Genomic DNA, 20,040 nt, shown 5'->3' on the forward strand with positions numbered 1-20,040 from the left:
CGATCATGGTCGTGTGGTTCGGAATGCGTCTCGTGCAGCGATCATCAGCGACCGGAGGATCACGGGCCTGTCGGCCGATGTGATCGCTGAACTCGTAGCTGAGTTGGGGCCGTTGTGGCATGAGCGGCACCAGGCGAGGCTTGCCTCGAGACCGCGGAAGCGCGCTCTGGTTGCGGGGGCGAAGCACCGGCTGGTCTTCGTCGACCGGCTCCTGGCCACCCTCGTGCATCTGCGACACGGGGCCACGCACGACGTGCTGGCCTGCTGGTTCAACGTGGACCGCTCCACCATCACCCGCGCCATCGGCGAGGTACGACCGCTGCTCGCCGAGCGAGGATGCACTGTGAGTCCCGGCGTGCGACTGCAGACTCTGACCGAGGTCGTCGACTATCTCGGTACCAGCGGGACGACCGGGATCATCGACGGCACCGAGATCCGGGTCCGGCGGCCGGCCGTCGGACGCAAGGACCGGGACAAGTTCATCTCTGGCAAGAGCAAGCAGAACGCCGTCAAGGCCATGGTGCTCACCGACGGGGACGGCCGGATGCTGTTCTGCAGCCCGACCAGGCCTGGAAGCTGCGCGGACATCACCCACGCCCGCCAGTTAGGGCTGGTCAAGCTCCTGGCCGACGGTCCCGCCGTGGAGATCCTCGCCGATGCCGGCTACCAGGGCCTGGGTGCCCAGACAGGCGGACGTGTGGTCACACCTCCGCACCGCAAGTTCAAGAAGAACGCCCCGGACTGGTACGAGGAGATGCACGAGCGACAGCGCAACGCGCACTCCTCACGACGCATCCGGGTCGAGCACGGCATTGCGCACATGAAGAACTGGCGTGCCCTGGCTCGCCATCTCGGCCGCCGCGAGCACATGAGCGACATCGTCCAAGCCGTCGCCAGCCTGCTGTCCCACCAGCAGACCGCGGACCTGACGTCGGCTCGGCAGATGTGAGCACCAAGCTCCACGCCACCCTCGACGCCTCTCCGCCTACCGTGCACGAGCTCGTAAGCGGCGGCGCTGAGCGCGAGCCTGCTCGATCGCAGCAGGCGCATCGTCGCCGTCATGCGGGTGTCCTCGTGTGAAAACGTACGGGATGTCCATGGGTTGACCGGGTGCCGGATTGCCATCGGACCGAGCGTGACAGTAGACGTGCGACGCATTTCGGCCGTCGTGCGGCCGAAATTACTTCTCTCGAGTTCCGGCCGTCATGCGGCCGAAATACTTCTTGCGAATTTCGACCTGACGGAACCGGAATTAAACCTTTCATTTTGAAGGCGACCGTGTCACGCTTCGCCTGTCTCTATGTTCTTTTGGGGATGATGCTCAAGCAACCCTCAAATAATCACTCTCCCCCTTGCGTGACTTTGCGCGGTATGGAACTGTCATGACCGCGCCGGAGCGGAAGTGCTTCCTGCGCACAACAGGACCTGTGGTGCGTATGTTTACCGCGCCCCCTGTGATCCTGCCGAATAACCTTCAAGCGTTCACCACCGCAAAGGAAATAGGTGAAAAAGTTGCTGAATAATACTCGCCTTCGGCGAACTGTCACTGCCCCGGCACTTGGAGTGCTGCTGGCCGGTCTCTTCTCGCTCGGTGCCGGGACAACCGCATCAGCTTCCGATACCAGCGTCATGGCGCATCCTACAGGTTGTCACTACGAAATTCCCGACGCCAAATTTGGGGCGGTCGCGCATTGTACCAGCGATAACGGCGGCTCCTACCGAGCTGCGGTCATCTGCAAGGACCCGGAGACCGGAAAGACGTATGACTATTATGGCGCGTGGAGGAAGACAGGATGGTCCTACGCGTACTGCAACGGAATCACCAAGCCAATTACCCCGGGCATCGAGACTCGAGTCCGATAGCGGACTGATCGATCCAGAAAGGATCAACGGCAGTGAAGAAGGTATGCGCGACACTGTTCGCCACCATCGCCATGGCAACCCTCGGACTCCAAGGCACGGCCACTGCGGCCCCCACAGCCCATCCCACAGGATGCTCCTACGGGAGGGCGCCCCAGGGCAGCAACGGCGCGCGCGCCTCTTGCGATCACAGCAACGGCGGCAGCTACAAGGCGAATGTTATATGCCTTCCCCTGGATGGCGGAAGTGCCTTCACTCGCGATGCGACAGTCTGGAAAACCAGCGGAGAATCCTTAGTCTTCTGCCCGGCATTTAGCGTGTACAAGGAGGCTGGCATCTGGACTAGGGCCACCAGGTAAACTGAATCGCTCGCAGCGTCCGGAACGATGACCACCTGCGAGCCGGTCTGGCCAATGTGGCGTCCCATCGGGCTTCCCGAATGGGACGCCACATCCCTCGTTCGCTCTGCCGATACAGTGGACAGAAGGTTTACTCGACTTTTTCACGACTGCTGGCCGGGTGGCTAGGGCGATGGCGGCCGAGGTCCGCAACACACGATATTATCGTGCCAGCGGGGCGTTTCAAGTCGCCATAATATCGGCCCGGAGATCTTCTTGTTGTCTGCCAAGCGGCCTGCGCGAGGGCGCGCTCTTCGTTATTCGTCCTGATTCAGTGCAGGGCAACCGTGCATGGGCCCAGCCTCGGGTAAACGTCGAACGAGATGTAACGCGCTGAAGTTCCGGCGAATTTTCTGCAGGTCCCGCGTCAGCCTGAAATCGAATCACGTCGATTGCCGCAGCCATCCTTATCCCGCAACGCTGAGCTTTTTTAGCCTCGATCTTTCACGCGGCTAGTGCTCTCGTCGTGACCGGACGGGAGCGATGTCGCAGGTATCGTCGCGTACGGACAGAACCACACGGGGATCGCATGCCACCGGTGGGAATCACCGATGACAGATCGCTGTGCCGCGCAGGACTACGGGGGATGTTGCAGGACCTGGCTCCGGATCCGTACCGGAAGCTGCTGGCAAGCGTCGTCGCCGAAGGGAAGCGCGCGCAGGCGGCGACGCTGGTGAAGACGACCCGCCCGGACCTTCTGATCAGCGGTGACGCGTGTGGCAGGGACTCTCTCCCGCTGGTGGAGACCGTTTCCCGGCTTCCGGCGTCACCCGCCATTCTGGTGATCGCGGAGCGCATCACGGACAAGGACGTTCGTATCCTCCTCGCCCGGGGCGCGGCCGGCGTCCTGCTCCACCGTTCCGCCCCCCAACATCTGACCTGGGCACTCACCGCCGTCACCGAGGGCAGCCGTGCGCTCTCCCCCGAGATCGCGGACGCGATCATCCAGGGCTGCCCCACGCCGGTTCGCTCGTCCCACGGGGCGCGGGAGCGCGTGGCCAACCTGAGCGCACGGGAGCGCGAGGTCCTGGCACTCCTCAGCAACGGCCTCCCGAACCGGGCCATCGGCGAGGCACTCCACATCAGCCCGGAAACGGTGAAGGACCACGTACGCACACTGTGCGTCAAGCTTCAAGCCGGCAATCGCATCCACGCGGCCCGAATCGCGTGGCAGGCCGGAGTCGTCGCCATGCCCGCCTGACGACTGGTCACGCATCGGCACCACCCAGGGAACTCACGAGCACCAGCCGAATCAGCGCGGGTAAGGAGGGAACGGTCACCGGCCGAGGTGACGCCCGGCCATGGCACAGTCGGCATCGCTTGACGCAGACAACGGCAATCTGTTGCATACGTTCTGTGATCGTGCACCCTGCTTCACCAACCTGTTCGCTCGCGGCCCTCGGGACACCGACACGGGCAGGGGGCGCTGCGTCGTGGATCCGGTGATCGTCGTCGGGGCGGGGCCCGTCGGGCTCACGCTGGCGCTGGCGCTGGCGCGTCAGGAGGTGCCGTCCGTCGTCCTGGACGAGGGGCCGGGCAGGGACGCGGCGCGCGCCGCGCGCACCGTGGTGCTGCGCGCCGACACGGCCGCCCTGGTGGAGCGCCTCGCGCGGGTCCCGCTCGGCGACGCGGGACTGCGCTGGGCCGGCTGGCGGTCGATGCGGCGCAAGCAGGTGATGCGCGAGGTCGCCTTCGACGACGCCGGGTCCGCTCCCCTGCACCTCGCCCAGCACGTCCTGACCGGCGCCCTGCGCGCCGCCATCGCCGACGAACCACTGGTCGAACTCGCCGTGGACAGCCGCCTCGACGCGATCGAGCAGGAGCCGTCGGGCGTGACCGCACACACCCGCGGCCCCAAGGGCACATGGTGGCGCGGCAGTTACCTGGTGGGCTGCGACGGTCCGCGGTCGACCGTGCGCAAGCTGGAGGACATCCGCTTCCCCGGCCGTACGGCCGTCGAGCGGCACGCCGTCGCCGCGTTGCGCGCGGAACTCCCCCGGCCGGGCGAAGCGTTCCTCCACCGGCTGCCGCCCTGGCGGACCACCGGCCCTTCGGCCGGGGAGGTCTCCGCGCGCCCGCTTCCCGGCGGGACCTGGCGCCTGGACTGGCTGCTGCCGCCCGGCAAGGACCTGGTCACACCGGAACTGCTCATCACTCGCGTCCGCGAGACCCTCACCGGCTGGACCGGCGACCCCACACCGACGTACGAGCTGCTGGACACCGGCGTCCACACGGTCCACCACCGGCTGGCCCGCCGCTGGCGCGCCGGGCGGGTCTTCCTCGCCGGCGACGCGGCGCACCTGCTCGGCGCGTTCGGCACACAGGGCCTCGACGAGGGACTCAGGGACGCCGACAACCTCGCCTGGAAGCTCTCGCTCGGCTGGCACCACGGGCCGCACGAGGCCCTGTTGGACAGCTACCAGGCGGAGCGACGGGCCGCCGTCGCCGCCCGGCTGCGCGCCGCGGACCAGGCCCTGCCCCTGCTGCGCGGGGGCGGCGGGCTGCGCTCGTACGTCCCCGGGACGTCCCGCGGGCACGACGCCCTCTTCCTGGACGCCCATCTGGGGCGCGGGCCGCTGGGCGCGCCGGGCACGTACGCCGACTCGCCGCTCGCGCCCCCGCCCGCCGAGAGCGAGATCCCGGTCGAGACGCCGGTCGGTGCGCAGGTCGCCGACGTACCGGTCACCGCGGAGGACGGCTCCCTCGTACCGCTGCGGGACCGGCTCGGCCGCGGCGCGCTGCTGGTGGTGCTGGTCGCGCCGGGCACCGTCGTGTGGGAGCGCCGGCACTGGGTGAGCGCCGGTCTCATGCCCCGGCTGGCGGCCGCGGTGACCGCGCTGCCCCGACCGGCCGAACTGCTCGTCGCCGAGAGCTACCCGGGCGCCGCCGCCCACACCGTGCTCCTCGTACGGCCCGACGGGCACCTCGTCACCGCGCTGAGCGGGGTACGGCCGGCCGACCTGTACTCGGCGGCGGAGGCGACACTCGGCGGCCCCCTCCCGTCGACGGCACGGGCTGAGGCGGGGGCGCGCTGAGCATCGGTGGGTCGGCTCGCTGACGCCGGCGGCGGGGACGCGCCGAGCGCGGGACGCAGGGCGCGGGGTCGCAGGCTGGTGGGCGGGCGCGGTCCCGCGCAGGCGCCGGCCTGCGGGTGCCCGGCGCGCCGCCGCGTCCGCATGGTGACGGTCGGTTGACCGTTTCGCACCCCCGTGGTGTACTCCGGATCATGACCGACACCGATGTGCGCCTGTGGCGGAGGGTCCACATGGACCTCGTCCGCTACGCGGGCTGCGTGTGTCGTCCGTCCTGCTGAATGCGCATTTCCCCTCCTCGGGCGCCACGCCGCTCCCTGCCGCCGCGCGCCCTTCTCGACGCATTTCCAGGACGGTGTACGTGTCTGTCTCCCTCTCGCCCTCCCCCTCCACGTCCGTTCCCGTGACCGCGCCCGCCGCGCCGGCGCCCACACAGGCGGACCTCCTCGACTTCGTCCGGCGCACCGCCGCCGACTCCGAGCTGATCGCCTCGCTCCCGCTCGACCCGGAAGGCCGCACCTGGGTGCGCCTGGAGGGCCCCGGGGGCAGCGAGGCGTGGCTGATCGGCTGGCCGCCCGGCAGTGGCACCGGCTGGCACGACCACGCCGTGTCGGTCGGCGCCTTCGTCACCGCCTCCGGCGAGCTGAAGGAGAACTCGCTCGCCGCCCCGCTGCCCACCGACGGCTGGAAGACCCTGGAGCTCACCGACGGCGTGGACCGCGAGCGGCGCCTCCCGGCGGGCCGGGGCCGCTCCTTCGGCCGTCACCATGTCCACGAGGTAGTCAACGAGTCCCCCGACCGGCACGCCGTCTCGGTGCACGCCTACCACCCGCCGCTGCCCCGGATCCGCCGCTACAGCCGCACCGGGCAGGTACTGCGCCTCGAGCAGGTCGAGCGACCGGAGGACTGGCAGTGAGCGCGGGTCGGCCGCCGGTCGGCATCGACGAACTGCTGGAGCGGGTGCGCCAGGGTTACCACCGGATCGAACCGCGGGAGGCGCACTGGGCCCACCGGGCCGGCGAGGCCCTCCTGGTGGACATCCGCTACGCGGCGCTGCGCGACAGGGACGGCCTGATCCCCGGCGCCCTCGTCGTCGAACGCAACGAGCTGGAGTGGCGACTCGACCCCCGGGGCAGCCACCGCGTGCCCGAGGCCACCGGCCACGGCCTGCGCATCGTCGTCATCTGCAACGAGGGCTACGCGTCGAGCCTGGCCGCCGCGTCCCTGCACCAGCTGGGTCTGCACCGGGCGACCGACCTCGTGGGTGGTTTCCAGGCGTGGCGGGCGGCCGGGCTGCCCGTGACACCGCCACCGGTTCACGACGCCCAGGCACGGACCGGTCCGCGACGGCCCGGTGCGACCTGACAGCCGCCGCACACCGCTGGACACCGGGGTACGGGGGAGAGCCGTGAGGTGCCTTCTCAGCACCCGTCAGTAGCCCTCGTCCCCCAGGAACTCCGGGTCCTCGCCCTCTTCCTCCAGGGCCCGGCGGACCACCCGCAGGGCCATGCCCTCGGAGTAGCCCTTGCGGGCGAGCATGCCGGCGAGACGGCGCAGGCGTTTGTCACGGTCGAGGCCGCGCGTGGCGCGCAGTTTGCGGTCGACGAGTTCGCGCGCGGTGGCCTCCTCCTGCTCGGTGTCGAGCTGGTTGACGGCCTCGTCGATCAGCGCCGCGTCGACGCCCTTGGTGCGCAGCTCCTGCGCGAGGGCCCGCCGGGCCAGTCCCCGTCCGTGGTGCCGGGACTCCACCCATGCGTCCGCGAACGCGCCGTCGTTGATCAGCCCGACCTCCTCGAACCGAGACAGCACCTCCTCCGCAGCGTCGTCCGGGATCTCCCGCTTGCGCAGGGCGTCGGCGAGCTGCTTGCGGGTGCGCGGGGTCCCGGTGAGCAGGCGCAGGCAGATCGCGCGCGCCCGCTCCACCGGGTCCCCCGGAGACTCCTCCTGCTCGGCCCTCGATGAGGAGAAGGCGCCTCCGTCCTCGGCGGACGTCTCGCCGAACCCACGCCGACGACGCCCACGGCCCCGCTGCGACCCACCGTCACGTGAGCCACCTGCGCGCGAGCCGCCCGCGCGTGATCCGGTCTCGGCACCCCCGTGCGCGCCGAGACCGTCCATCGCGCCGTCCGTGACGGAGCCGGTGTCGTCACCGGTGCCCCTCCCCCGTGGGGCACCGGGAACGGCGTACTCGTACTCGGCCCAGTCCGTTCGTCGTGTCACGGGTCAGCTCTTGGCTGCGGCGGCCTTGGGCTTGGTGGTCTTGGTCGCCGACGCGGGCACCGCCTTCGGGGCGTCCCCGGCGCCGGCGGAGACCGCGGCGTCCGTGCCCGGCTCGGCGGTCGGCTCCTCCGGACGGACGCCGACGCCCAGCTTCTCCTTGATCTTCTTCTCGATCTCGTTGGCCAGGTCGGGGTTGTCCTTCAGGAAGTTGCGCGCGTTCTCCTTGCCCTGGCCGAGCTGGTCGCCCTCGTACGTGTACCAGGCGCCGGCCTTGCGGACGAAGCCGTGCTCCACGCCCATGTCGATCAGACCGCCCTCGCGGCTGATGCCCTGGCCGTAGAGGATGTCGAACTCGGCCTGCTTGAAGGGCGGCGCGACCTTGTTCTTGACGACCTTGCAGCGGGTGCGGTTGCCGACCGCCTCCGTGCCGTCCTTCAGGGTCTCGATGCGGCGGATGTCGATGCGCACCGAGGCGTAGAACTTCAGCGCCCGGCCACCGGTCGTGGTCTCCGGGGAGCCGAACATCACGCCGATCTTCTCGCGGAGCTGGTTGATGAAGATGGCCGTGGTCTTGGACTGGTTGAGCGCGCTGGTGATCTTCCGCAGGGCCTGGCTCATCAGACGGGCCTGCAGACCGACGTGGCTGTCGCCCATCTCGCCCTCGATCTCCGCGCGCGGGACGAGCGCGGCGACGGAGTCGATGACGATGAGGTCGAGGGCGCCGGAGCGGACCAGCATGTCCACGATCTCCAGGGCCTGCTCGCCGTTGTCCGGCTGGGAGAGGATCAAGTTGTCGATGTCGACGCCGAGCTTCTTCGCGTACTCGGGGTCGAGGGCGTGCTCCGCGTCCACGAAGGCGACCTGCCCGCCGGCCTTCTGGGCGTTGGCCACGGCGTGCAGGGTGAGGGTGGTCTTACCGGAGGACTCCGGTCCGTAGATCTCCACCACGCGGCCGCGCGGCAGGCCGCCGACGCCGAGCGCCACGTCGAGCGCGGTCGACCCGGTGGGGATGACCTCGATGGGCTCCTTCGACCGCTCGCCCATGCGCATGACCGCGCCCTTGCCGAATTGCCGTTCAATCTGTGCGAGCGCGGCGTCGAGCGCCTTCTCGCGGTCGGTTCCTGCCATGGGTTCCACCCGGTTTGCTTGAGTCGATCGCTTCACGTCAAAGACGCTAACGCCTGCCACTGACAATGCGCCCCGACGCCCGTCCGGCCTGTGGATAACTCGGGAACTTCTCCCCCTCAACGGGGCGAAATCCCCCCTGTCGACCGCGCCGGAGCCTCCATAAGAATAGATGTTCGATTTTCGTGTCAAGCGCACCACGGGATGCGACGCCCCGGGCGAACGGGCCGTCTACTGCCCCGTCCCCGGCCGCTCCCCGGACGGCCCGTGCTCGGACTCTCCCGCCGCCGGTGCGTCCGCGGCCCCGGCCTGCGCCACGACCCGGGCGCCCTCCGCCCCGGCCCGCGGCTCCTCCGGCCGCCGCGCCCACAGCCCGCGCGCCCGCATGAACAGGCCCCGAGTCGGGCCCCGTCCGCGATGACCGTGGACCCGGGGGTCGTCCGTGACGTCGTACCGCTTCACGTAGGCCCCGAGGAAGGCCTGCAGGGTGGCGACCGCGGGAATGGCGATCAGGGCGCCGACGGCACCGAGGAGCGCGGTGCCCGCGATCACCGACCCGAAGGCGACCGCGGGGTGGATGTCGACGGTCTTCGAGGTCAGCTTGGGCTGGAGCACGTAGTTCTCGAACTGCTGGTAGATCACGACGAAGACCAGCACCCACAGCGCGTACCACGGGGCGACCGTGAAGGCGATCAGCATGGGCAGGGCGCCCGCGAGGTAGGTGCCGATGGTCGGGATGAACTGGGACACCAGGCCCACCCAGACACCGAGCACGGGCGCGTAGGGCACGCCCAGCGCCTGCAGCAGGATGTAGTGGGCGATCCCCGAGATCAGCGCCATCAGACCGCGCGAGTACAGGTAGCCACCGGTCTTGTCGACGGCTATCTCCCACGCGCGCAGCACCTCGGCCTGCCGGACGGGCGGCAGGACGGAGCAGAGGGCGCGGCGCAGGCGGGGCCCGTCGGCGGCGAAGTAGAAGGAGAACAGGCCGACGGTCAGCATCTGGAACAGGCCGCCGAGCACCTGGGCGGACACGTCGAGCACGCCCGCGGCGCTGTTCTGCGCGTACTTGCGCAGCCAGTCGGAGTGCAGCAGGCCTTCCTGGACGTCCACGCGCCGGAGTTCGGTGTGGAAGGTCGTGTTGACCCAGTTGATCACCGAGTCGAGGTACTCGGGGAAGCCCTCGACCATCTTGATGATCTGCCCGGCGAGCATCGAGCCGAGCAGGGTGACGAAGCCCGCCACCGCGATCAGCAGGCCCAGGAACACCAGGAAGGTCGCGAGGCCCCGGCGCATGCCGTGGGCGGCCATGCGGCTCACCGCCGGCTCTATGGCGAGGGCCAGGAAGAACGCGATGAGAATGTTGATCAGCAGGCCCGTCACCTGGTGGAAGGCCCAGCTGCCCAGCTGGAACGCGGCGACCAGCGCGAGCGCGAGCACCATGGCGCGCGGCAGCCAGCGCGGCATCCGGGTGCCCGCCCCGGCGGCACCCTCGGCCGGGGGCCGGGCAGGCGGCGTCGGGTCGACCGGGGATGCGTGCCGGGAGATCCGCCCGGTGTCGTCAGTGGGTGCCACGGTGCAAGTCTCGCCCACGCCACCGACAACCAGCGCCGGTCGTGCGGGGCCCGGTCCCGGTCAGCGCCTCTCCGGCGGAACGTTCATGACCCGGCAGACCACGCGCCACACGTCCTTGGCCTCCCAGCCCGCGTCCAGCGCCTCGTGCACCGTGCGGCCGCCGAGTTCGGACATCACATGATCGCGCGCGAAGGTGTCGGCGTACCCCGTGCCGAAGTGCTCCGCCATCCGCTCCCAGAAGACCGTCAACCGCATGAGTCCAGTATCCCGCCCCCGGGGGTGGGCCCGAGCCGGGACCGCGTGCCGAGACCGCTTTCCGCCCTACGGTCTGACTCATGCCCGAAACCGGAGCCTCCCCACTCCCCCCGACGCCCCCGGCGTCCTCCCCGCTCTTCCGCGCCGAACACTTCGTCTGGCTCACCGCGCGCGTGCTGGAGCAGCGGCTGTTCGCGCACCACTTCCTGAACGGCGCCGCCGACCCGGTGGAGACCGCGCTGGACGCCTACCGCAACGAGGACGGCGGCTTCGGCCACGCGCTGGAGCCCGATCTGCGCGGCCCGGTCAGCCAGCCGCTGCACACCGCTCACGCGCTGCACGTCCTGGACTCCATCGGGCGCTGCGGCGGACAGCGGGTGGAACGCGTCTGCCGGTACCTGACGTCCGTCTCCACGCCGGACGGTGCCCTGCCCGCCGTCCACCCCAGCCAGCGCGGCTATCCGGCGGCTCCCTTCGTGCCGATCGTGGACGACCCGCCGAGCGACCTCCTCGCCACCGGTCCCGTGGTGGGACTGCTGCACCGCAACGAGGTGTGGCACGCCTGGCTGTTCCGGGCGACCGACTACTGCTGGCAGCGGATCGAGTCCCTGGAGAGGTCCCACCCCTACGAGATCGAGGCGGCCGTCACCTTCCTGGACGCCGCTGCCGACCGGACGCGCGCGGAGGCGGCCGCCGACCGGCTCGGCCGCCTGGTCCGCGACCACCGGCTCGCGGCGCTGGACCCGGAGCACCTGGAGGCCTTCCCGGTCTCGCCCGGCTACGCCCCGGAGGAGCACCACTTCCCGTACGACTACGCGAGGACCCCCGGCTCCCTCGCGCGCGCGTGGTTCACGGACGACGAGATGAACCGTTCGCTGGACTTCCTGGCGAGCCGGCAGCGGGAGGACGGCGGCTGGCCGATCACCTGGCGCCAGTGGGCTCCCGGCGTCGCCCTGGAGGCGCGCCCCATGGTGACGATCGAGGCACTGCGCACCCTTCGGGCGTACGGCCGGGCCATCGGCTGAGGCGGAACTGTCCCTGCGGCACGCACGCGCGGGCGTGCCGCACGCCACCCTGCCGCCGGCCCACCCGCGGCTCACGTCCTCCACCCGCGGCTCACGTCCTCCGCCCGCGGCTCACGTCCTCCGCCCGCGGCTCACGTCCTCCGCCCGCGGCTCACGTCCTCCGCCCGCGGCTCAGGTCATCCGCCCACGGCCCGCATTCCCGCCGTCACCACCACGGCCGCCGCGACGACGAGCAGGAACGGCGCACGCAGCAGCAGCGCCACCGCGGCGGCCGCGAGGCCGGCCGCCCGCGCGTCGAGGACGAGCGCGTGCCCGTCGGCGAAGGTCTGCTGGGCGGTGAGAGCGGCGAGGAGGGCGACCGGCAGCAGCGCGGCGAGCCGCTTCACGAGCGGGCGCTCCAGCGCTCCCGCCGGCACGAGCAGCCCGGCGAGCTTGACGGCGTAGCAGCCGAGGACGGTCGCGGCGATCGCGATCCAGGCGTTCAACGCTTCCCCTCCCGTCCGCCGGCGCATGCGCCCACGCGCCGGCCGTCCAGCCAGAGCACGGCCGGTGCCGCGAGCGCGGCCAGCAGGACGGGCACCCCGGCGGGCAGCACGGGCAGCAGCCCGAGCCCGACCAGCACGGCGAGAGCGGCGACGGCCCGCTCGGTGGTGCTCCTCAGCATGGGCGCGAGCAGCGCCAGGAACACGGCGGGGCCGGCCGCGTCGAGACCCCACGCCGCGGTGTCGCCGATGGCCTTGGCGCCCAGCGCGCCGAGCAGTGTGGTGAGGTTCCACAGCAGGTACAGGGTGGTCCCGGTGACGGTGAAGCCGAGCCGCGCGGCGCGCCGGGTGGGCTGGGCGAGGGCCACCGCGGTGGTCTCGTCGATGACCCACTGGGCGGCCAGCGGGCGCAGCGCGCGCGGGAGGGCCAGCACCTGGGACAGGCGCAGCCCGTAGAAGGCGTTGCGCACCCCGAGGAAGAAGGCGCCCGCGGCCGCCGTGAAGGGATTGCCCCCGGCCGCGAGCGCCCCCACGAGCGCGAACTGGGAGGCACCGGTGAACACCAGCAGGCTGAGCGCACAGGTCTGGAGCAGCGTGAGTCCGCTGCCCGCCGAGGTCACCCCGAAGGCGAACCCGGACAGGCCTACGGCGATTCCGACTCCGAGGGCGTCCCGTACGACGGCCGCGTCCGGTTTGTCTCCGTCGTCGGAGCGTATGTCTGCGAGTGCTGTCTGTTCTGCCACGCCTGCGACGGTAGGAGAAGCCGCTGCCGCGCGTCTTGTACGTTCTTGCGCTCACGCCGGTAGGCCCCCGGAGGCACGCCCACGATGCGGGAGAAGTGCCGGCTGAGGTGCGCCTGGTCGGTGAACCCCACGACGACGGCGGCCTCCGCCGGGGCCGTGCCCGCGTCGAGCAGCCGTCGGGCCCGCCGCACCCGGGCGTCGGTCAGCCAGGCGTGCGGCGGCATCCCGTACGCGTCCCGGAACGCCCGCAGCAGTGCGAACGGGCTGGTCCCCAGGTCGCCCGCCAGCCGCTCCAGGGTGGGCGGCCCGGCCATCCGCTCCTCCAGCACGGCACGCGCACGTGCCGCGAGCCGCGTGCCGGCCGTCCGCACCTCCCGCCGCGGCAGCGTCCCGCCGTTCAACCGCAGCAGCCGGGTCACGGCCACTCGCAGCAGCGTGTCGGCCGCCAGCGCGTTCCCCTCGTCCGCGGCCCGCAGCACCTGATGGACCAGTCGGGCGGCGTACGGATCGTCGAGCACCGGGCTCACGAAGCCGGGCGTCCCGCGGATCCCCGTGGTCTCACCCGCGATCTCGGCCACCAGCTCCGGCGCCGGATACACCGCCCCGTACCGCCACCCCTCCGGCACGCCCGCCCGCCCCGTGTGCGGGGTGTCCGGATTGACCAGCGCGAGCGATCCCGCCCCCGCGTACTGGTCGGCCCCGCGGTGGTGGAACACCTCGACACCCTCGGCGATGGCGGCGATCACGAAGTGCTCGTGCGTGTGCCGTACGAACGCCTTCCTGACGTACCGGGCCCGCAGCAGATCGACACCGGGCAGCTCCTCGTAGCTCCAGTGCCGCGCCCGCTCCTCGCCAGACCCTTGCATGCGTCCATCTTCCGTCACGCCGGACGGGGAACCGACCACCCCGCCGCTCCGACGCTCCGCCACCGGGCGTGACAAAGCCGCAGCTCAGAGGGGATTGTCAGTGGCCGGGTGCAGGATTGATGCATGTCCAGCTCAGCACACCCAGCCCTCGACGGCTTCTCCCCCGCGACCCGCGGCTGGTTCACGGGGGCCTTCTCCGCGCCCACCGCCGCCCAGTCGGGCGCGTGGCAGGCCATCGCGGAGGGCTCGGACGTGCTGGTGGTCGCCCCGACGGGATCCGGCAAGACGCTGGCCGCCTTTCTCGCCGCCCTCGACCAGCTCGCCTCCACCCCGCCCCCGGCCGACCCGAAGAAGCGCTGCCGGGTTCTGTACGTCTCGCCGCTGAAGGCCCTCGCCGTCGACGTCGAGCGCAATCTCCGCAGCCCCCTCACCGGCATCCGCCAGGAGTCAGTCCGCCTCGGCCTGCCCGAGCCCGAGGTGAAGGTCGGCATCCGCTCCGGCGACACCCCGGCCGCCGAGCGTCGTGCGCTGTCCACGCGCCCGCCGGACATCCTGATCACCACCCCCGAATCGCTCTTCCTGATGCTCACCTCGGCCACACGCGACGCGCTGACCGGCATCGAGACGGTGATCCTGGACGAGGTGCACGCGGTGGCGGGCACCAAGCGCGGCGCGCATCTCGCGCTGTCACTGGAGCGGCTGGACGAGCTGCTGCCCCGGCCGGCCCGCCGCATCGGCCTGTCCGCGACGGTCCGCCCGGTCGACGAGATCGCCCGCTACCTCTCGCCCCGCCGCAAGGTGGAGATCGTCCAGCCGGAGTCCGGCAAGGAGTTCGACCTCTCGGTCGTCGTCCCGGTCGAGGACCTGGGCGAGCTCGGCGGCTCCCCGGTCGCCGACGGAAACGACGGCGCGGAGCGTCCCTCCATCTGGCCGCACGTCGAGGAGCGGATCACCGACCTGGTCCAGGCCCACCGCTCGACGATCGTGTTCGCCAACTCCCGCCGGCTCGCCGAGCGCCTGTGCAACCGGCTCAACGAGATCGCGTACGAGCGGATGACGGGCGAGTCCCTGGACGAGCACCACTCCCCGGCCGAACTGATGGGCGGCTCCGGCGCGGCGCACGGCGCGCCGGCGGTCATCGCGCGCGCCCACCACGGCTCGGTCTCCAAGGAGCAGCGCGCCCTGGTGGAGGAGGACCTCAAGGCGGGCCGGCTCCCCGCCGTGGTCGCCACCTCCAGCCTGGAACTGGGCATCGACATGGGCGCCGTGGACCTCGTCGTCCAGGTCGAGTCCCCGCCGTCGGTCGCCTCCGGCCTGCAGCGCGTCGGTCGCGCGGGACACCAGGTCGGCGCGGTCTCCACCGGCGTGGTCTTCCCGAAGTACCGCGGCGACCTCGTCCAGGCGGCGGTCGTCACCGAACGGATGCGTTCCGGCGCCATCGAGGCCCTGCGGGTGCCCGCCAACCCGCTGGACGTCCTCGCCCAGCAGGTCGTCGCGATGACGGCGATGGACACCTGGCAGGTCGACGACCTGCTCGCCGCCGTCCGCCGGGCCGCGCCGTTCGCCTCGCTGCCGGAGTCGGCGTTCACGGCGGTCCTCGACATGCTCGCGGGCCGCTACCCCTCGGACGCGTTCGCGGAGCTGCGCCCGCGCGTGGTGTGGGACCGGGTGGCGGGCACGGTCACCGGCCGCCCCGGCGCGCAGCGCCTCGCCGTCACCTCCGGGGGCACGATCCCCGACCGCGGCCTCTTCGGGGTCTTCCTCGCCGGCTCGGACCCCAAGAAGGGCGGGGGCCGGGTCGGCGAGCTGGACGAGGAGATGGTCTACGAGTCCCGGGTCGGCGACGTCTTCACCCTCGGTACGAGCTCCTGGCGCATCGAGGACATCACCCGCGACCGTGTCCTGGTCTCCCCCGCGCCGGGCGTGCCGGGCCGGCTCCCGTTCTGGAAGGGCGACCAGCTGGGCCGGCCGCTGGAACTGGGGCGCGCGGTGGGCGCGTTCCTGCGCGAGGTCGGCGCGCTGTCGAAGGAGGACGGCCGGCTGCGCCTGCTGGCGGCCGGCCTCGACGCCTGGGCCGCGGACAATGTGCTGACGTACCTGGACGAGCAGCGCGAGGCGTGCGGTCACGTCCCGGACGACCGGACGATCGTCGTGGAGCGCTTCCGCGACGAACTCGGCGACTGGCGAGTGGTCGTCCACTCCCCGTTCGGCGCGCAGGTGCACGCCCCGTGGGCGCTGGCGCTCGGCGCCCGCCTGTCGGAGCGGTACGGCATGGACGCGCAGGTCATGCACGCCGACGACGGCATCGTGCTGCGCCTGCCCGACGCCGACCTGATGGGCCTGGACCTGCTGGACCAGGACCCGGCGAAGGCGGGCGCCCCCTTCGGCGGGGCGGGCGACGCCGACCGGGCGCCGGTGGGTGCGGCGGACGTCGCCTTCGACAAGGGCGACGTCGACCAGATCGTCACCGACCAGGTCGGCGGCTCGGCCCTGTTCGCGTCCCGCTTCCGCGAGTGCGCAGCGCGCGCCCTGCTGCTGCCGCGCCGCAACCCCGGCAAGCGCACACCGCTGTGGCAGCAGCGGCAGCGCGCGGCCCAGCTGCTGCAGGTGGCGAGCGAGTTCGGTTCGTTCCCGATCGTCCTGGAGGCCGTCCGCGAGTGTCTTCAGGACGTCTTCGACGTTCCGGGTCTCGTGGAGCTGATGGGCGACCTCGAGTCCCGCAAGGTGCGCCTGGTCGAGGTCACCACCCCCGAGCCGTCGCCCTTCGCGCGCTCCCTGCTCTTCGGCTATGTCGCCCAGTTCCTGTACGAGGGCGACTCCCCGCTGGCCGAGCGCCGCGCCGCCGCGCTGTCCCTGGACTCGCGCCTGCTGGCCGAGCTGCTCGGCCAGGCGGAGCTGCGGGAACTGCTGGACGCCGAGGTGCTGACCGAGCTGGAGCGCGAGCTGCAGTGGCTGACGGAGGACCGCCGCGTCAAGGACGTCGAAGGCGTCGCGGACGTGCTGCGGCTGCTCGGTCCGCTCACCGACGCCGAGCTGGCCGAGCGCGGCGCCGAGCCGCACTGGGCTCAAGAGCTGGCCTCCGCCCGCCGGGTCATCCGGGTGCGGATCGCCGGGGCCGACCACTGGGCGGCGATCGAGGACGCGGGCCGGCTGCGCGACGCCCTCGGCACGGCGCTGCCGGTGGGGGTCCCGGAGGCGTTCACCGAACCCGTCAAGGACCCCCTGGGCGACCTGCTCGCGCGCCACGCCCGCACACACGGCCCGTTCACGTCGGCCACAGCGGCGGCCCGCTTCGGCCTGGGCGTGGCGGTCACGGACGGCGCGCTGCAGCGGCTCGCGGCCGGCGGCCGTGTGGTGCAAGGGGAGTTCCACCCGGCGGGGATCGGGCAGGAGTGGTGCGACGCGGCCGTCCTGCGCAGGCTGCGCCGCCGGTCACTGGCCGCACTGCGGCACGAACTCGAACCGGTGCCGCCGGCCGCGCTCGCCCAGTTCCTGCCGCAGTGGCAGCACGTCGGCAAGGGACACGGACTGCGCGGCATCGACGGACTGGTGCGCGCCGTGGAGCAGTTGCAGGGCGCGTCCGTACCCGCCTCCGCGCTGGAGAAGCTGGTGCTGCCCTCCCGCGTCGCGGGATACACCCCCTCGATGCTCGACGAACTCACCGCCGCCGGCGAGGTGGTGTGGGCGGGCGTGGGCGCGCTGCCCGGCAAGGACGGCTGGGTCTCGCTGTATCTGGCGGACGCGGCCCCGCTGCTCCTGCCGCCACCGCACCCACTGGAGCTGACCGCGCTGCACCAGTCCGTCCTCGACACCCTCTCCGGTGGCTACGGCCTGTTCTTCCGTCAGATCGCCGACCAGGTCCGCGCCACCACGCACCCCGAAGCCACCGATCCGCAACTGGCCGACGCCCTCTGGGACCTGGCCTGGTCCGGCCGCCTCACCAACGACACGCTCGCCCCGATGCGCTCCCTGCTGGGCTCGGGCCGCACCGCGGGGTCCACGGCCCACCGCGCCAAGCGCGCCGTCCCGCGCGGGCGGTACGGCTCGCTCACGGCCGCCGCCCGCGCCGCGTCGCGCACCGGCCCGCCGACCGTCGCCGGCCGCTGGTCCCTGCTGCCCGACCGGGAGGCCGACGCCACCGTGCGCGCCCACGCCCTGGCGCGCACGCTCCTCGACCGGCACGGTGTGGTCACCCGGGGAGCCGTGGCGGCCGAGGGCGTCGAGGGCGGGTTCTCGGCCGTGTACCGGATCCTGTCCGCCTTCGAGGACAGCGGACAGGCCCGGCGGGGCTATGTGGTGGAGGGCCTGGGGGCCGCCCAGTTCGCGATGGACGGTGCGGTCGACCGCCTGCGCGCGGTGGCCAACGCCCGCGAGCGGGGCGAGGGTTCGCCGGCCGCCGGCTTCGGGAACGGCGGCTTCGGCGCACTCGACAACTTCGGCGCCGCTCACGGCACCGGCTCCCCGGACGGCCCCGGGGCCCCTGACGGCTTCGGCGGCTCGCCCCCGTCCGAGAACCCCGCCCCACAGGCCGACCCCTGGGACGGCGGAGCGGGCCTCGACGGCGACTGGGGACCCCCCGCGCTCCCTCGGCCCGGCGACTACGTGTCGCCACACGACTTCGCGGACCCGGGCGCGGGCGGCCCCCGCGGCGGCGGCCCGAGAGGCAGCGGCCCCTACGGCACCGGCTACGGCACCGGCAACGGCCACGAGTCCGGCACCCGGCCCGGCTACGGCAACGGCTTCGGGAGCCGCGGATCCCGAACCCCCTCCGCCGAATCCCGGGCCGTCGTCCTCGCCGCCTCCGACCCCGCGAACGCCTACGGCGCCGCCCTTCCCTGGCCCGAACCGCCGACCGGCGCGGGGCACAAGCCGGGCCGCAAGGCGGGGTCCCTGGTGGTCCTCGTCGACGGCGAGCTGACCCTCTACATGGAGCGGGGCGGCAAGACGCTGCTGGCCTGGCCCACCGACCCGGAGGAGAAGGCCACCGAGGACCCGCGCCTGCGGGCAGCCGCCGGGGCCCTCGCCGCGGCGGCTCGCGCGGGCTCCCTCGGCACGGTCACCGTCGAGCGCGTCAACGGTACCCCTGCGCTGACCTCCCCCATCGGCACCCTCCTGGAAGGAGCGGGCTTCATCGCCACCCCGCGCGGCCTGCGGCTGCGGGCGTGAACAGGACAGTCCCGCCCGGGACCGGGATGTACCCGTCCTTTCAGGACACAGGCGGCGGACGGGGCCCACGGGACGTACGAGGCACACGGGGCGCAGCCGCCGTGGCACCCTGGACACATGCCCGAAGGTGACACGGTCTGGCAGGCCGCGCGACGCCTGCAGGACGCCCTGGGAGGCAAGGTGCTGACCCGCAGCGACCTGCGGGTGCCGAAGTACGCCACGGTCGACCTCACCGGCCGGACCGTCCTGAACACCGTCGCGCGCGGCAAGCACCTGCTCACCCGCGTCGAGGGCGGCGTGACGCTGCACTCGCATCTGCGGATGGAAGGCGCCTGGAAGGTGTACGGCCCCGGCGAACGCTGGCGGGGAGGCCCTGCCCACCAGATCCGGGTCGTCCTCGGCACCGCCGACCGCACGGCCGTCGGATACCGGCTCCCGGTCCTGGAGTTCCTGCACACCAGCGCCGAGGAACGCGCCGTCGGCCATCTGGGCCCCGACCTGCTCGGGCCGGACTGGGACCCCGAGCGGGCCCTGGCCAATCTCCTCGCCGACCCTGCCCGCCAGCTCGGCGAGGCGCTGCTCGACCAGCGCAACCTCGCCGGCATCGGCAACGTGTACAAGAGCGAGCTCTGCTTCCTGCTCGGTGTCACCCCCTGGCTCTCCGTCGGGGCACTGCCCGCCGACCGCGCCGCGAAGCTGCCCGCCCTCGCCAAGAAGCTGCTGGAGGTCAACCGCGAGCGGGTGGTCCGCCGGACCACGGGCCTTCCCCACCAGGACCTGTTCGTGTACGGCCGCGCGCCCCGCCCCTGCCTGCGCTGCCGGACGTCGGTCCGGGTGGCCGACCAGGGCGACGGCTCCCAGGAGCGGCCCACGTACTGGTGCCCCAGCTGTCAGGTGGGCCCCGCCCCGGCACCGGGTTCCCCCCAGCGCTGGCGGGAACGCTACGCCCGTACAAGTCCCACCAGTCGCAAGCCGGATTGACGGCCCGTCAGAACCATTCGTACGGTTTCGGCCGGGTGTCGGGCGGACCCGAACCCACGGTCCCGGTCGCCCCGGGCTTCGGTACGCAGTGCACCGGCAGCAGGCTCAGGCCCCAGCCACCGGCCGCGACCGCCCCCTCCAGGACCCCCGCGTCGTCCGCCAGCGCCAGCCGCAGTACCGCCCACCACCACACCAGCGCCATCGCCAGACCGGCCCCCCGGCGCACTATCGGCCCCGTCATCGCACCCACCTCCAGCCCGACGCTAGAACGCGGCCCCCTCCCGTAGGAGGGCGCAGCGAGTCGCACAGAGG

General features: G+C 72.2%; 17 protein-coding genes. 9 read left to right on the forward strand and 8 right to left on the reverse strand.

Annotation, left to right across the window (positions count from 1 at the left end; translation table 11 throughout):
- The first annotated feature begins 79 nt into the window (after window positions 1–79).
- From ACF1A5_RS25560 to ACF1A5_RS25585, 6 genes are all read left to right on the forward strand, one after another.
- Window positions 80–949, forward strand: coding sequence for a transposase family protein (locus ACF1A5_RS25560; RefSeq protein ID WP_392195227.1), 870 nt, complete (start codon window positions 80–82; stop codon window positions 947–949).
- A gap of 1,895 nt (window positions 950–2,844) precedes the next feature.
- Complete coding sequence (locus ACF1A5_RS25565) at window positions 2,845–3,459, forward strand: response regulator transcription factor (protein WP_392195196.1); 615 nt, start codon at window positions 2,845–2,847, stop codon at window positions 3,457–3,459.
- 232 nt (window positions 3,460–3,691) lie between these two features.
- A complete protein-coding gene (locus ACF1A5_RS25570; protein WP_392195197.1) occupies window positions 3,692–5,293 on the forward strand; it encodes an FAD-dependent monooxygenase in 1,602 nt (533 codons plus the stop codon).
- Window positions 5,294–5,484: 191 nt separating this feature from the next.
- The gene (locus ACF1A5_RS25575) at window positions 5,485–5,571 is read left to right on the forward strand and encodes a putative leader peptide (RefSeq protein WP_311605579.1); all 87 of its coding nucleotides are present in this window, start codon (window positions 5,485–5,487) and stop codon (window positions 5,569–5,571) included.
- An 80-nt stretch (window positions 5,572–5,651) separates the two neighbouring features.
- A complete protein-coding gene (locus ACF1A5_RS25580; protein ID WP_392195198.1) occupies window positions 5,652–6,206 on the forward strand; it encodes a cysteine dioxygenase in 555 nt (184 codons plus the stop codon).
- Window positions 6,203–6,655, forward strand: coding sequence for a rhodanese-like domain-containing protein (locus tag ACF1A5_RS25585; RefSeq protein WP_392195199.1), 453 nt, complete (start codon window positions 6,203–6,205; stop codon window positions 6,653–6,655). The genes ACF1A5_RS25580 and ACF1A5_RS25585 overlap by 4 nt, the downstream gene beginning before the upstream one ends.
- Window positions 6,656–6,721: 66 nt before the next feature.
- On the opposite strand, the gene recX is transcribed toward ACF1A5_RS25585, so the two are convergent.
- The 4 genes from recX to ACF1A5_RS25605 all read right to left on the reverse strand — a co-directional run bounded on the left by recX (window position 6,722) and on the right by ACF1A5_RS25605 (window position 10,465).
- Window positions 6,722–7,510, reverse strand: a complete 789-nt coding sequence (recX, locus tag ACF1A5_RS25590) for a recombination regulator RecX (RefSeq protein ID WP_392195200.1) — start codon at window positions 7,508–7,510, stop codon at window positions 6,722–6,724.
- Window positions 7,511–7,513: 3 nt separating this feature from the next.
- Window positions 7,514–8,638 carry a recombinase RecA gene (recA, locus tag ACF1A5_RS25595; RefSeq protein WP_392195201.1) on the reverse strand — a complete coding sequence of 375 codons (1,125 nt, stop codon included), beginning with the start codon at window positions 8,636–8,638 and terminating at the stop codon, window positions 7,514–7,516.
- A gap of 228 nt (window positions 8,639–8,866) precedes the next feature.
- Window positions 8,867–10,210, reverse strand: coding sequence for an AI-2E family transporter (locus ACF1A5_RS25600; RefSeq protein ID WP_392195202.1), 1,344 nt, complete (start codon window positions 10,208–10,210; stop codon window positions 8,867–8,869).
- Window positions 10,211–10,270: 60 nt separating this feature from the next.
- Window positions 10,271–10,465: a DUF3046 domain-containing protein gene (locus ACF1A5_RS25605; RefSeq protein WP_392195203.1), complete on the reverse strand. Its 195-nt coding sequence runs from the start codon at window positions 10,463–10,465 to the stop codon at window positions 10,271–10,273.
- 80 nt (window positions 10,466–10,545) lie between these two features.
- On the opposite strand from ACF1A5_RS25605, the gene ACF1A5_RS25610 reads away from it, so the two are divergent.
- Complete coding sequence (locus tag ACF1A5_RS25610) at window positions 10,546–11,490, forward strand: prenyltransferase/squalene oxidase repeat-containing protein (RefSeq protein ID WP_392195204.1); 945 nt, start codon at window positions 10,546–10,548, stop codon at window positions 11,488–11,490.
- Between the two features lie 176 nt (window positions 11,491–11,666).
- Here ACF1A5_RS25610 and ACF1A5_RS25615 read toward each other — a convergent pair whose 3' ends face one another.
- The 3 genes from ACF1A5_RS25615 to ACF1A5_RS25625 are packed head-to-tail and all read right to left on the reverse strand — an operon-like array spanning window position 11,667 to window position 13,581.
- Window positions 11,667–11,975 (reverse strand): AzlD domain-containing protein, encoded by a 309-nt coding sequence (locus ACF1A5_RS25615; protein ID WP_392195205.1) that lies wholly within the window; start codon window positions 11,973–11,975, stop codon window positions 11,667–11,669.
- On the reverse strand, window positions 11,972–12,715 hold the full coding sequence (locus ACF1A5_RS25620) for an AzlC family ABC transporter permease (protein WP_392195206.1): 744 nt from the start codon (window positions 12,713–12,715) through the stop codon (window positions 11,972–11,974). Before ACF1A5_RS25620 ends, ACF1A5_RS25615 begins: the two co-directional genes overlap by 4 nt.
- Window positions 12,616–13,581: an AraC family transcriptional regulator gene (locus ACF1A5_RS25625; RefSeq protein WP_392195207.1), complete on the reverse strand. Its 966-nt coding sequence runs from the start codon at window positions 13,579–13,581 to the stop codon at window positions 12,616–12,618. Before ACF1A5_RS25625 ends, ACF1A5_RS25620 begins: the two co-directional genes overlap by 100 nt.
- A gap of 123 nt (window positions 13,582–13,704) precedes the next feature.
- Between ACF1A5_RS25625 and ACF1A5_RS25630 the strand changes: the two genes are divergently transcribed.
- A complete protein-coding gene (locus ACF1A5_RS25630) occupies window positions 13,705–18,747 on the forward strand; it encodes a DEAD/DEAH box helicase (protein WP_392195208.1) in 5,043 nt (1,680 codons plus the stop codon).
- Between the two features lie 117 nt (window positions 18,748–18,864).
- Window positions 18,865–19,728, forward strand: coding sequence for an Fpg/Nei family DNA glycosylase (locus tag ACF1A5_RS25635; RefSeq protein ID WP_392195209.1), 864 nt, complete (start codon window positions 18,865–18,867; stop codon window positions 19,726–19,728).
- Between the two features lie 7 nt (window positions 19,729–19,735).
- On the opposite strand, the gene ACF1A5_RS25640 is transcribed toward ACF1A5_RS25635, so the two are convergent.
- A complete protein-coding gene (locus tag ACF1A5_RS25640; protein ID WP_392195210.1) occupies window positions 19,736–19,969 on the reverse strand; it encodes a hypothetical protein in 234 nt (77 codons plus the stop codon).
- Between the last annotated feature and the right edge of the window lie 71 nt (window positions 19,970–20,040).

The organism is Streptomyces sp. NPDC014864 (genome assembly GCF_043081525.1).
Classification (GTDB): domain Bacteria; phylum Actinomycetota; class Actinomycetes; order Streptomycetales; family Streptomycetaceae; genus Streptomyces.